This is a genomic window from Enterococcus sp. AZ050, from assembly GCF_051715085.1.
GTDB lineage: Bacteria > Bacillota > Bacilli > Lactobacillales > Enterococcaceae > Enterococcus > Enterococcus faecalis.
Genome location: NZ_JBIOTC010000001.1, coordinates 1637199 through 1650915 on the forward strand (window position 1 = coordinate 1637199; position 13717 = coordinate 1650915).

Annotated in this window: 12 protein-coding genes; 2 read left to right on the plus strand and 10 right to left on the minus strand. The window is 39.7% G+C overall.

The genetic code is table 11. The features are described from left to right. Window positions 1–11: 11 nt before the first annotated feature. The 6 genes from mutS to IGJ04_RS08005 form a co-directional block, all read right to left on the minus strand. Window positions 12–2588 carry a DNA mismatch repair protein MutS gene (gene mutS, locus IGJ04_RS07980; RefSeq protein WP_002354867.1) on the minus strand — a complete coding sequence of 859 codons (2577 nt, stop codon included), beginning with the start codon at window positions 2586–2588 and terminating at the stop codon, window positions 12–14. Further along, the gene (locus tag IGJ04_RS07985) at window positions 2589–2975 is read right to left on the minus strand and encodes a RicAFT regulatory complex protein RicA family protein (protein WP_002359008.1); all 387 of its coding nucleotides are present in this window, start codon (window positions 2973–2975) and stop codon (window positions 2589–2591) included. A gap of 73 nt (window positions 2976–3048) precedes the next feature. Next, on the minus strand, window positions 3049–3846 hold the full coding sequence (locus IGJ04_RS07990) for a TIGR00282 family metallophosphoesterase (RefSeq protein ID WP_002354864.1): 798 nt from the start codon (window positions 3844–3846) through the stop codon (window positions 3049–3051). A gap of 159 nt (window positions 3847–4005) precedes the next feature. Continuing rightward, window positions 4006–5562, minus strand: a complete 1557-nt coding sequence (rny, locus tag IGJ04_RS07995; protein WP_002354863.1) for a ribonuclease Y — start codon at window positions 5560–5562, stop codon at window positions 4006–4008. A gap of 396 nt (window positions 5563–5958) precedes the next feature. After that, entirely contained in the window at window positions 5959–7005 is a 1047-nt protein-coding gene (gene recA, locus IGJ04_RS08000; RefSeq protein ID WP_002354860.1) for a recombinase RecA, read from the minus strand. A gap of 113 nt (window positions 7006–7118) precedes the next feature. Beyond that, a complete protein-coding gene (locus IGJ04_RS08005; protein ID WP_438840104.1) occupies window positions 7119–8363 on the minus strand; it encodes a competence/damage-inducible protein A in 1245 nt (414 codons plus the stop codon). Between the two features lie 191 nt (window positions 8364–8554). Between IGJ04_RS08005 and IGJ04_RS08010 the strand changes: the two genes are divergently transcribed. After that, a complete protein-coding gene (locus IGJ04_RS08010) occupies window positions 8555–9760 on the plus strand; it encodes a sunset domain-containing protein (protein ID WP_010706981.1) in 1206 nt (401 codons plus the stop codon). 78 nt (window positions 9761–9838) lie between these two features. Here IGJ04_RS08010 and IGJ04_RS08015 read toward each other — a convergent pair whose 3' ends face one another. The 3 genes from IGJ04_RS08015 to IGJ04_RS08025 all read right to left on the minus strand — a co-directional run bounded on the left by IGJ04_RS08015 (window position 9839) and on the right by IGJ04_RS08025 (window position 11572). Next, entirely contained in the window at window positions 9839–10468 is a 630-nt protein-coding gene (locus IGJ04_RS08015; protein ID WP_016614229.1) for an NAD(P)-dependent oxidoreductase, read from the minus strand. Window positions 10469–10623: 155 nt separating this feature from the next. Beyond that, complete coding sequence (locus tag IGJ04_RS08020; RefSeq protein WP_002408372.1) at window positions 10624–11100, minus strand: Rrf2 family transcriptional regulator; 477 nt, start codon at window positions 11098–11100, stop codon at window positions 10624–10626. An 88-nt stretch (window positions 11101–11188) separates the two neighbouring features. Next, window positions 11189–11572 carry a YccF domain-containing protein gene (locus IGJ04_RS08025; protein WP_002358999.1) on the minus strand — a complete coding sequence of 128 codons (384 nt, stop codon included), beginning with the start codon at window positions 11570–11572 and terminating at the stop codon, window positions 11189–11191. A gap of 163 nt (window positions 11573–11735) precedes the next feature. On the opposite strand from IGJ04_RS08025, the gene IGJ04_RS08030 reads away from it, so the two are divergent. Next, the gene (locus IGJ04_RS08030) at window positions 11736–12527 is read left to right on the plus strand and encodes a hypothetical protein (protein WP_010713701.1); all 792 of its coding nucleotides are present in this window, start codon (window positions 11736–11738) and stop codon (window positions 12525–12527) included. A 52-nt stretch (window positions 12528–12579) separates the two neighbouring features. Here IGJ04_RS08030 and IGJ04_RS08035 read toward each other — a convergent pair whose 3' ends face one another. Beyond that, window positions 12580–13716 (minus strand): ArgE/DapE family deacylase, encoded by a 1137-nt coding sequence (locus tag IGJ04_RS08035; RefSeq protein ID WP_002367472.1) that lies wholly within the window; start codon window positions 13714–13716, stop codon window positions 12580–12582. Between the last annotated feature and the right edge of the window lies 1 nt (window position 13717).

Sequence of the window (13717 nt, forward strand, 5' to 3'; positions counted from 1 at the left end):
TCGGTTCCTAATTAGATACGTTTTTGCAATTGATGAAGCATGTTTAACGCATCTAGTGGTGTCATTTCTAATAGATTCATTTTCTTCAATGTGTCAATGACACTTAATTCTTCTGTTGAAACTTCTTTAAATAATGAAAGTTGCTCGGTTTCTTCATGGACTTCTGAAACTTCTTCATGATGAACTGAACTTGGAATCGTTGTTTCTTCCGCTTCTAAAGCGGATAAAATGGTGGCTGCTCGTTCTAAAAGCGGGCTTGGTAAACCAGCGATTTTAGCAACATGTATCCCATAGCTCTTATCAGCAGGTCCTTCCATCATTTTATGAAGAAAGACCACTTCGCCATCTTTTTCGACAGCGCCCACGTGAATATTCTTCAAGCCTTTTAAGGTTTCATCTAGAACAGTTAGTTCATGATAATGTGTAGAGAATAACGTTTTGGCTTGTACTTCACGATGGATATATTCAATGATGGCTTGGGCTAGCGCCATTCCATCATAGGTTGCCGTGCCGCGTCCTAATTCATCAAATAAAATTAGGCTGTTAGGCGTGGCGTGCCGCAGTGCTTGGTTGGCTTCCATCATTTCTACCATAAAGGTACTTTGCCCTGCAATTAAGTCATCAGAGGCCCCAATCCGTGTAAAAATTTGATCAAAAATTGGCATTTCAGCACTTTCCGCTGGTACAAAACAGCCAATTTGCGCCATGACCACCGTCAAAGCCAATTGACGCATGTAGGTACTTTTCCCTGACATGTTTGGTCCAGTAATCAAGAGAATATCTGTTTCTGGGTTCATGCGGATACTGTTTGGAATGTATTCTTGGTGCCCTAAAACTTTTTCCACGACTGGGTGTCGTCCTTCGACAATCGCCAAGTTTTTCGTGTTACTTCTTAACGTTGGTCGAACGTATTGATACCGTTCACTAATTGTTGCAAAAGATTGTAAAACATCAACCGCACTAATGGTTTTAGCCAGTGTTTGCAACCGATCAATGTTCGTTTTCACTTGTTCTCTCACGGCCAAGAACAATTGATATTCTAGTTCAACTGATTTTTCTTCGGCTTCTAAGATTAAACGTTCTAGTTCTTTTAGTTCGGGCGTAATAAAGCGCTCCGCATTAGCTAATGTTTGCTTACGCTCGTATTTTCCTTCTTCTAAATTCGCTAAATTTGACTTAGTGATTTCAATGAAATAACCAAAGACACGATTGTAGCCAATCTTCAAGTTTTTAATCCCTGTTTCTTGGCGTTCTTTCGCTTCTAACTCCGCTAACCATTGCTTACCATTGCGCATGGCATCACGGTATTCATCTAATTGGTCGTTATAGCCGTCTTTAATAACATTTCCTTCAGTAATTTGTAAAGGGGCTTCTTCATTAATCGCCGTCGCAATCAATGCCACTAAATCTTCAACAGGGTTTAAGTCGACTAACAAATCATCCCATTCCCCTTGATTGATCCCGACAATTAACTGTCGAATCGTTGGTACTTGTTCTAAAGAGGTCCGTAATTGAATTAAATCACGCCCATTCACACTGCCGAATGCCACGCGTCCTGCTAACCGCTCTAAATCATAAACGTTCGTCAATGCTGCTTGCAAATCTAAGCGTTCAAAATAGGCATTTAATAAGGATTGCACCATTTCTTGACGCGCCTTAATTTGACGTTCCTGAATTAGCGGACGATCCAACCATTGTTTCAACAAACGGCCGCCCATAGCTGTTTTCGTTTCATCTAATAGCCACAAAAGAGTCCCTTTTTTCTGTCCTGTTCGAATCGACTGACTCAATTCTAAATTGAATTTAGAATAATGATCCATTTTCAAGAAATGATCTGGCTGATATTCCACAGCTTTCTGAATATGGGACAAGCTCCGCTTTTGGGTAACGGATAAATAAGATAATAATTTGCCTGTAATTTCAATTTCTAATGGATTAATCAGTTCATTGGTTAAAAAACTAAACTCGGCATTTTCTTCCACCGTTTCTTGTGTCGAAAAGATGATATTTAAACGTAAACTTAAGTTCTCTTTTAACGATTCAGGAATCCCTGAACCTAGGACCATTTCTTTTGTTTGCAACGCAGAAGCTTCGTTCAAAACGCCCTCTTCATCAGCCAAGACTGCTGTTTTTAATTCGCCTGTACTCAAATCTACATAGGCAAAACCGAACTGATTACCATCTGTTAGCACAGCGGTTAAGTAATTATTGTCTTTGGCTTCCAAGCCTTTACTATTCATCACCGTTCCTGGCGTTACCAACTGCACCACTTCTCGTTTGACCATGCCCTTGGTAGTCTTTGGATCTTCCACTTGCTCACAAATCGCTACTTTATAGCCTTGCTCAATCAACGTATCAATGTAGCCTTGCGCGGCATGATAAGGAACACCACACATAGGAATCGGATCATCCGCATTGCGGTTACGACTGGTTAACGTCAATTCTAAGATTTGCGCTGCATTGATAGCATCTTCATAAAATAACTCATAAAAATCACCTAAGCGATAAAATAAAAACGCATCCTTGTATTGGGCCTTAATGGATAAATATTGTTCCATCATGGGTGTATTTTTTGTCTTTTGTGGCATTTAATTCCCTTCCTTCTCTAGCTCTTCGTTCACGCGGTATTGAATGAGCGCCGTGACATGTTGGACTAAGTCATTGGCTTCGATCAGTTGTTCGCGGTAGGCTACAACGAGTGGGTGCTCATCAAATTCTTTTGTTTTCGCATCAGCTCGTTGAATGGCTTCTTTTTCAGCAGTTGGTTTGCCATAGTGAGCAAATTGAACCGCATCTTTTTGCGCAGCTTTAATTTCTTCCACTAATTCTGTCAGCTTTTTGTTTTTCTTTACCTTTTCTTCAATCGCTTGGTAGCGCTGAATGACTTCATCTTGTCCAATTAAATGTAACAATTTTTCTAATTCTTTATTACTTTGTGCATCTAAATTCAACGGCTCCATTTTTTTCACCTTCATCTTTCACCGGCACTTTTTCTATAAGAGCAGAAAAAGTTAACCTCTTAATTATCCGAGATTAACTTTTCTTCTATTATTCTTGAAACGGGCGATCTTCGCTAATCTGAATCGGCTCAATCATCTTCGCTTGGCCCGTTTGGTCATCAATCTCTAAAATACAGGCAGATAAAATTGTCCGCCCTGTTTCGACTACCTCAAAGCGCTTCGGCAATGCTGTCATAAACTTCTCAATAATCGGTTCACGCTTCATTCCTAAAATCCCATCATAAGGACCGGTCATACCGACATCACTTAAGAAGGCTGTCCCTTTCGGTAAAATCCGAGCATCATTTGTTTGAACATGCGTATGTGTTCCAACAACGGCTGAAACTTGGCCATCTAAAAACCAGCTCATGGCTTGTTTTTCGCTCGTCGTTTCGCCATGAAAATCCACAAAAATGAGCGGTGTCCGTTTGCGAGCGATAGCCACTAGCTCGGCGGCTTTCTTGAAAGGATCTTCCAATGGCACCATAAATGTGCGGGCCTGTAAATTAATCACCGCTAGTTCCAATTGATTGACTTTCACAAAAACCATTCCTTGACCAGGCACATCTTCTGGAAAGTTCGCTGGACGAACCATTTTCTTCGCATCATCAATGAATTCAAAGATATCCTTGTTGTCCCACGTATGGTTACCCATCGTAACAACATCGACACCATCTTGCAAAAATTTCTTATAAATCTTGCCAGTAATTCCCCGACCAGATGCCGCATTTTCACCATTGGCAATGGTCACTTGTGGACGATATTTTTTCTTTAATTTAGGGACATACGTTGCTAAGGCTTCTCTTCCTAAAGAACCGACAACATCTCCTATAAATAATATACGCAAAAAGGTTCCTCTTCTCTTTTTAACATCTCTTGTTTATTATAGTTGTTTTCGCTTTGAAAAGAAAGTTTTGGTTTTAAAAGATTAAAAAAAGTGTCTCAACGAACAATCCTTGCAATTGTTCGTTGAGACACTACACGCGATACTTATTCGCTTTTTATTTTATTTCGCATAGTCTACGGCACGTGTTTCACGGATAACCGTTACTTTGATATGTCCTGGATAATCCAAGTCATCTTCAATTTTCTTCCGAATGTCTCGAACTAAACGAACAGATTCTAAATCAGAAATTTCTTCTGGTTTCACCATGACACGAACTTCACGTCCTGCTTGAACAGCAAAACTTGAATCAACGCCTTCAAAACTATTAGAAATATTTTCTAAGTTTTCTAAGCGGCGAATGTAGTTTTCTAACGATTCACTACGTGCACCTGGACGGGCTGCAGATAACGCATCTGCGGCTGCCACTAAAACAGAAATAACTGAGGTTGCTTCCACATCACCATGATGCGAGGCAATGGCATTAATAACTACTGAATTTTCTTTATATTTCGCAGCTAATTCTGCGCCAATCTCAACGTGAGAACCTTCAATTTCATGATCCAATGCTTTCCCAATATCATGTAGTAAACCTGCACGTTTGGCTAATTGAACATCTTCGCCTAATTCGGCGGCTAAAACGCCAGCCAGTTTTGCTACTTCGATTGAGTGGTTCAAGACATTTTGACCATAACTTGTTCTGAAACGTAAACGGCCTAAAATTTTAATTAAATCAGGATGTAACGTATGAGCACCTACTTCAAAGGCTGCTTGTTCTCCGTATTCACGAATCCGTTCATCCATTTCTTTACGTGATTTTTCTACCATTTCTTCGATGCGAGCGGGATGAATCCGACCATCTTGGATTAATTTTTCCAAGGTCATTCGAGCGATTTCTCGTCTGATTGGATCAAATCCGGATAACACAACCGCTTCTGGCGTATCATCAATGATTAAGTCAATCCCTGTTAATGTTTCCAATGTACGAATATTACGTCCTTCACGACCAATAATGCGACCTTTCATCTCATCATTTGGTAAAGTGACCACGGAAACAGTTGTTTCAGAAACAGAATCGGCGGCGCAACGTTGAATTGCTAGGGAAAGCAAGTTCTTCGCTTTGCGATCAGATTCTTCTTTGGCACGTTGTTCTGACTCCTTGACCATCAAGGTTAGTTCATGATTCAACTCTTCTTCTGTTGACTTCATAATAATCGATTTTGCTTCTTCTTTTGAAAGGGAAGCAATTCGTTCTAATTCTTGATGTTGCTGATTAATTAAGTTTTCTACTTCTTTTTCTCGCTCATCAATTAATTGCTGTCTAGCACCAAGTTTCTCTTCTTTTTCTTCCAGTGAGCCTTCACGTTTTTCAAGAGAGTCATCTTTACGATCCAACGTTTGTTCCCGTTGAATTAAACGATTTTCTTGAGATTTAAGTTCTAATCTGCTTTCTTTCAACTCACTTTCAATTTCTGAACGATACTTCTGGTTCTCTTCCTTAGCTTCTAGCAATGCTTCTTTTTTCAGTGTTTCTGATTCTTTCCGAGCGTTCTCGAGAATACTCGACGCTGAAATTTTTGCACCATTTATTGCTTTATCATGACGTGACTTTGCAATAACAAATCCTAAACCAAGACCGACAATCAAACCGACGATAGCGAGGAGAATATTTAAAACCATATTTCCACCTCCATACTATCTTTTTGTTAATTCATATCTTGTAGTTTTTTGATAAACTAAAATCAATTATCAATATGCCTACTTGCATATTTGTGCATACACACAATTTTATTCTAATGTTTGTCGCGAAAGGTGTCAACTTAAAAAAGCCCTTTCTTTTGGAAAGGGCAGCAAATATTAGACAACGTCACATTTTTAGGTTTCCGCCGTCACGAATTGTTTAAATTTTAGAACAAACGCCGCATAGTCTGCTGTTTGACTAAGCTGCTTGATGTGGATGGGTTCGGACATGGACAACAGTCTATTTAACAATTTAGTTCTAAACAAAAAAAGACAACACCTGTCCTGTTCAGTAAGTGTTGTCTTTCTTCTTAACGAGTCGTATTCACTCGTTATTTATTCATCTAAAGGCAGTTCTTCTTGACCTTCTGCTTCTTCTGTAATGGTTGAACCGTCACCGATGCCATATGCATCACGGACCAATTTAGACACTTCTGCCATCATTTCAGGATGATCCGCCATGTATTGTTTGGCATTTTCACGGCCTTGGCCAATTCGTTCTTCTTTGTAGCCATACCAAGCACCACTTTTGCTGATAAGGTCTTTTTCCACAGCCATATCTAGTAATTCGCCTTCTTGGGAAATCCCTTGGCCATACATGATATCAACTTCTGCCACTTTAAATGGTGGCGCCACTTTGTTTTTAACGACTTTAATTTTTGTCCGGTTACCGACGATGTCTGTTCCTTGTTTTAACTGTTCTGCACGACGGACTTCTAGACGAACCGTTGCGTAGAATTTCAATGCACGTCCACCAGGAGTTGTTTCAGGATTTCCGAACATCACGCCAACTTTTTCACGAATTTGGTTAATGAAAATAGCAATTGTTTTTGTCTTATTAATTGAGCCTGATAATTTACGTAGTGCTTGAGACATTAGTCGAGCTTGTAAGCCGACATGGCTCGCTCCCATCTCACCATCAATCTCTGCACGAGGAACTAACGCAGCAACCGAGTCGATGACAACGATGTCAATCGCACCACTTGAAACTAAGGCATCGGCAATCTCTAAGCCTTGCTCACCCGTATCTGGTTGAGATAAAAGTAATTCATCAATGTTAACGCCTAGTTTCTCCGCATATTGAGGATCCAATGCATGCTCAGCATCGATAAAAGCGGCTGTTCCACCATTTCGTTGCACTTCTGCAATTGCGTGTAAAGAAACAGTTGTTTTACCTGAACTCTCAGGACCATATACTTCAATAATTCGGCCACGTGGATACCCACCTACGCCCAATGCAACATCTAACGCTAAAGAACCACTAGGGATAGTTGAAATTTTTTGATCAGCTTTTTCGCCTAATTTCATAATAGAACCTTTCCCAAAGTTCTTTTCAATTTTTTTCAGTGCGGCATCTAAAGCCACTTTACGATCATCTGCCAATGGATAATCCTCCTTTAATTTATATAAACTTATTTTTCATTTCCTGTTAGTAGGTCTATCATATCTCTTTTGTACCAAAAAAGCAAGAAAAAACCGAACAAACATTCGCATATTTATTTTTTATTAATGATTCGGCGCCGCAAAAGATCTAACCCTCGCATAACCGCACTCTGTCTAATATAATTTCGGTCACGGTTAAAATGGAAACATTCTGCAACGGTTGGTTGGCCTTCTTCCGCCAGCCCAATCCAAACAGTGCCTGTCGGTTGACCTTCGATTGGGTCACCAGCGACCCCAGTAAATGATAAACCATAGTTAGATTTAGCTAACTGACGCGCTTTCTCTGCCATTTCTTTGGCACACGCTTCACTTACCGTGCCATGTTCTTCTAAAAGTTCATGAGAAATTCCTAAAAAGTTCTCTTTTGTTTCTTGCGAATACGTCACGAAGCCTCCCTTAAAAATCTTCGAAGCACCCGCAATTTCCCCCAGTGTACTTTGGAATAGGCCAGCGGTGAGGCTCTCAGCAGCCGTGACGGTTTGTCCGTTTTGTAATAACAAATCCACTGTTACCTTGGCTAAACTATTGTCATCCCCATACCCATAAAAATAGTCTTCCACTTTAGCTAAAACCTTTTCTTCCGTCGCTGTTAATAATTCTTCGCCAGCTACTAAGTCTTTTGTTTTAACTGTTAAACGAAGTGTCACTTCATTAGCCTTAGCATAAGGCGCAATGGTTGGATTCGTTTGGTGCGCAATCAACGATTGAATCTCGGTCACCAGCTGTGATTCACCAATGCCATAAAAACGCAAGACTCTTGAAATCAATTGTTCTTCTTGTGGAAACGCATCAATCAATAAAGGTCGTGCCGCTTGTTGGAACATCGGAATTAATTCATTGGGCGGCCCTGGTAAGAGCAAATAGCTTGTTGTGCCTTCTGTTACGAAAGAACCAACCGCTAATCCTGTCGGGTTTTGAAGAACTTGTCCACCTTCAATGGCTAACACTTGTCGTAGATTATTTTCCGTCATTGGCCGCTTAGACTGTTGGAAAAACTGGTGCAAGCGGTTCAATCCTTCTTGATCTTCTACTAATGATTTATGGAGATGTTGTGCGACAACTTGCTTGGTTAAATCGTCTTCTGTAGGTCCTAGCCCTCCGCAAAGGACAATTAAATCACTTCTTTGTTCTGCTTCTGTTAGTAGCGTTTCTAAGCGGCCGCCGTTATCACCAACAACGGTCTGATAGTAAACATCGATGCCTAGCGCAGCTAACTCTTCTGATAAAAAGGTGGCGTTGGTATTCACTACTTGTCCCAGTAATAACTCTGTTCCGACTGCAATGATTTCTGCTTTCATTGATTTCCCCTTCTCTAATAACATACGTAGTTAAACTCACTTTCCATTTTAGCACAACAAAATTTTTACAAAAGAATTTGAGCTTCAGGAAATAATTTTTTTATCAGGAAATTTATTAATTATTACGAAAAAAATGTTCATTTTCTCACAATACATTGTATAATAACGTTATATCGAAAGGAGAGAAATGAATGAGTGTAGTATTAGTACTTTTGGGTCTATTAGGGTTACTTGTCAGCGGGGGACTGACTATCAAAGCATTAATTAAGAAACAACCGAAAAAACAATATGGCTATGCCGCATTAGCAAGTGCCGCTCTATTTATTGGTGGGGTTGCCACGACAGATTCTTCCCCAACGCTTTCACTTGATGCAGAGAGTGTTGAAACCGATGCCAATGGCTCAGCCACCATCAAAGGCGAATACGATGGCAACAGCAAACTAACGGCCAATGGCAAGGAAGTAAAAACAAAAGACAAAACGTTTGCTTACAAAGTAAAACTGTCCGATGAAAAAACGCAAAAAATCACCTTTGTGGCTGAGAAGAAAGATACCAAAGTTGAAAAATCAGTCGAAGTCACACCATCAAAAGAATTTATTGCGAGCATCACAGATTCTGAACAAGAATTGGCCAAAACAGAAAAAGCCTTAGCTTACGCTGAAAAACAACCTTCTCAGAAAAACTATGATGAAGCCGCAACCTTAGTATCTTCATTAAGTCAAGAATACGAGGAATACAATGATCGCCTTGAAAAAATCAAAAAAGCAGTACCTGTTGATGAAGCAGTTACAACTGCTGAAAAATCTAAAAGTAAAAGCGATTATCAAGCAGCTGAAAAATTAGTAGCTGCTGCCCCAGTTGGCAAAGAAGGATTTCAACAACGATTAACGACTGTTCAAACCGCTATCGCTGAAAAAGAAAAAAATGAACAATTAGTCGCCAGTGCAACTGCCGCTGTTGAAAAAGCTGAACAAGAACCAACCAATGAAGCTTACTATAATGAAGCGGTCAAACAAATTGACGCTTTAAACTCCCCAAATCAAGCTTTAACAAAACGGGTAGCCGTTGTTAAAACTCAATTAGATGCCCACAAAGAAAAACAACGAAAAGAAGCAGAAGCTCAGAAACTAGCCGCTGAAAAAGCGCAAAAAGAACAAGCCGAAGCGGCAGCAAAAGCGCAAGCTGAAGCAGAGGCGCAACAAGCCGCACAGGCGCCGGCGGAAGTCGAGACGGCTGCTGCGGAAGCACCAAGCGGTAACGCCTTAATTAAAGGGTCACGTAATGGAATTTATCATGTGCCTGGAAGTAGATATTATAATAGAACCACTAATCCAGTGGCTTGGTTCTCTACTGTTGAAGAAGCAGAAGCAGCAGGATACCGAGCACCCAAACAGTAAATACATTAGCAATAATTAATCAAACAAGAAAATGGGGCCTCCGTTGTTTTAACGGAGGCCCCATTTTTCTTGTTTCTTTTATTGATACACACTAATTCGTTGATTTGGGTGTGCATTACTTTCCACTTCATCTAACATGGCAACGGCGTAGTCTGCGTAACTAATGTAGCTGTCACCTTGACTATTGGTTGTTAATTCTTCGCCAGCGACTTCATAATGGCCTGTCGCAGGACCTTCAGCATCAAACATGGCTGCAGGACTAATATAGGTCCAGTGGATGTTTTGAGCTTCTTTCAATAAGTTTAAAGCTTCGCCCATCGCCGAAGCTAATGGCTGAATTTCTGCTGGGAATGATGGTGTATCTTTTAATTGAGTTGTGTGTTCTGGGTCCACATACAAGGTTCCAGCGCCCCCAACGACAAACAAGCGCGTTTTTTGATTGGTTAAAATCTCAATCAAATGCTGGGTAGATTTGGGGAAATCTTGCACATTAGGGAATCCTAAGGCACTAATTAATACATCAAACGCTTGAATATCTTCTGTTGTTAATTGATAAACATCTTTTTCAATGGTCGGTGTGCCATCTGTTATTTTTGAGGCATTACGAACGATGGCTGTCACGTCCATCCCGCGACGTTTAGCTTCTGCTAAAAGTAATTGTCCTTCTTTTCCTGTTGCTCCTAATACTGCTACTTTCATGTAAATCATCCTTTCATTTTTAAATAGAACTAAAATAGTTACATTTGACACTTTAAAAGTAGAGCTTGAAAAAAATTCACTTTGAATTTTTCCCAAGCTTAGAGGCCGATAAACGGCGGGAACAGAAGCAACTCCTTCGGAAATAAGCCGAAATTCTCCAAAAATTAAAGAACAATTTCTGGAAATTCCTTCTTATTTCTCGGAGCTGAACACTTCTTTCCCGACCTCTTAACTTCTATTTCATGAATCACATCTGCTAAGGTGATGCTTTTCAATTCTTCTTCCATTTTTTGTTGCACTTTAGTAAATTCAGTTTCTAGTACCGATTGGATATTTGCCCCAACGGAACAGTTTGGATTAGGATTTTGATGAATATTGAAAATCTCTCGTTCCAATTCAACCGCTGTATAAATTTCATACAGTGAGATCTCTTCTGGTTTCTTTAATAAGGTATTTTTATTGGCTCCACGCATGGAATGAATCAAGCCGGCTTTTTTTAACTGGCTCATTAGTCGTCGAACAACGACTGGATTCGTATTCACGCTCGAAGCAATGTATTCAGAAGTCACTTGTTCTTGAGGACCTGTTTCAATCAAACTTAAAATATGAATCGCAACACTTAATTTCGTTGACATGGCCATGTCTAATCACTCCAAACTAAATGTAACGTTATTTGTTACATTTACAGAATACGCTGTTTCGTTTTATTTGTCAATGAGAAACCTCTGACTATTCAAAATAAAAATCATTTGTTGAAACAACACGGGCCCCAAACGGCATTAACGCTAATTTCGCCAATTTAAAGGATTGTTGCCCAAACGGAATACCGATGATTGTCAGACAAAGCAACAAGCCACTAATACAATGCCCAATTGCTAATGGTAGTCCACTGATAATCAGCCAAATAATGTTTACCACCAAAGATACGCCGCTATCACTATACACGACTCGCTTTTTAAACGGCCAAAAGCTCAATCCCGCTAATTTGAAACATTGTAAACCAATCGGAATACCAATGATTGTAATGCACCAAATCACGCCTGCGAATAGCCACGATAAGCCACCAAAAAAGCCGCCAAAGATGAACCATAAAATATTGCCAAGTGTTTTCATTCTTGTTCCTCTACTTTCCTCATTAAAAATTATGCATGTGAGTAAGTATACCATGAAAGCTTCTTTTTGTTTCAAACAATATTGTAAGGTTGCTGACTCGTTAAAAGACGAAGACGGTGTTTCATGATACAATGAAGAAACTAACGATAAAGGAGTAGACTTCATGGACTTACATTTAACCGTTGATTTAAAAAAAACAAAGACACTCATTGATTTAGCCGATCAGGCCCACTTAATCATTGAACAAACAACTAAATTACCGAAAAAAGAGGCAGCGATTCTTTTCTTGCTAAGAGATAACCAACTAGTTGCTTTAGGACTTGCTGAAGAAAAAGCTACATATAAAGAAGTTTCTTTTGATCACTCGATTTTATTGAAACCGACTTGGGACACAGAACTTGCCTATTTAGCGCAAGCTTTCCTAGATGATGCGAAAGAAAGTGGTTTAACATTGGAAGCAACCCCAACGACAGTCAAAATTCCGAAAAGTGCGGTAGCGACAGTGACTAACTATAAAGAAACAGTCACCTTTATCTTGGAACGTTTTGGCTACTCTCTGTTTAAAAAACCGGCGCCGAAGAAAGCCAGACCAGCCAAAGCACGCCACAAATGGACAAAAGAAGTTAGCCAAATTCCTTTTTATATTGATACTCGACAAAGCAAAGCAACTGTTTTTTGGCAAAAGCGCAATGAAATGCTTATTAAAGCTGGCGCGACAATGATGCCAGAAGCCCCTTTAAATAAAGACGGGTCTGTCGGTTTCTCCGCTAGATTTGGTGAAAAACTTCGTGATGAACGCAAGGGCCAATTTAAAGACTTTGTCACAACGGAAGATATCATCTTAAAAAGCGTTAATGAAGTCGGCTTGTTTCTCTATTTTGCTGGAACAAACAGCTGGTTAGAGCTAGTTGATGAGAACGGCAAAACTTTAAATGAATGGACTGTGGTGGAATAAACCTTATAAAAAATGTCGCACCTGATTTTTATGATTCAGGCGCGACACTTTTTTAATTTAAATAACTTTTTGCTATCGCTTGATACTTATCAATCATATCTAAATAATTATCAATTTCGACATATTCGTCGACTTGGTGTGCAGTAGTGGTCACACCTGGTCCAAAGACAACGCAATCAAATGTATTGTCTGATTTAGTAAATTCAGCTAAGTCTGTGGTCCCAGCGCTTGTCACTAATGGTAATGGTTGATCAAATTGGGCTTGAATGGCTTGAATTAACGCAGAATCTTTCTCAGCTTTTACAGGAATTTTATTGTAATCAATCGTTAATTCTAACTGATGTTTTTCTTTTTTGTTCAATTCATCGACAATTTTTTGTAATAACGCAATGACTTGGTCGTTGCTAAATTCTGGAATTGAACGGATATTCCCTTGCAAGGCTGCTTGACCTGGAATACTGTTCACTTGTGTGCCACCTTTAATGACGGTTACATTGTGAATCGTTCGACCTAATTCAGGATTTTCATAGTTTGCTGTGACTTCCGCCATTTGTTGGTTTGCTTCTGTAATAAATTCGTTCAAATTATTAATCGCGTTAATGCCTTCTTCTGGCATCGAACTGTGGGCTTCTTTTCCGTGTGACACAACAGAATAGTTAATTGAACCCATGTGCGCATACATCAAGTTATAATTGGTTGGTTCTCCAATGACTAAGGCACTTAAATCATCCGCATAGCCTTTTTCAGTTAATTGGCCAGCACCTAGCTCACCGACTTCTTCACCAACTGTACCTAAAAATTTAACCGCTCCATTTAATGGAACTTCCTTTTCTTTTAATTCAATCATTGCTAAAACCATTGCGACTAAGCCGCTTTTCATGTCCGTTGCGCCACGGCCATACAATTTATTTCCTTCAATATGGGCCGCAAATGGCGGGAAAGTCCATTGACTTTCGTCCCCTTCAGAAACCACGTCCATGTGGCCACTAAACCCTAAGACTTTTTCTCGGTTTTCACCTAAATAAGCAACCAAACTACTACGATTTGGTGCATAAGAAACAAGTTCAGAAGGGATCTCATATTTCTTCAAAAGATTTTGTAAATAGATTGCCACTTCTTCTTCGTTTCCATTTACAGATTTAATTTTAACCACATCTTGTAAAATACTAATTTTTTCTGATTTTTCCATT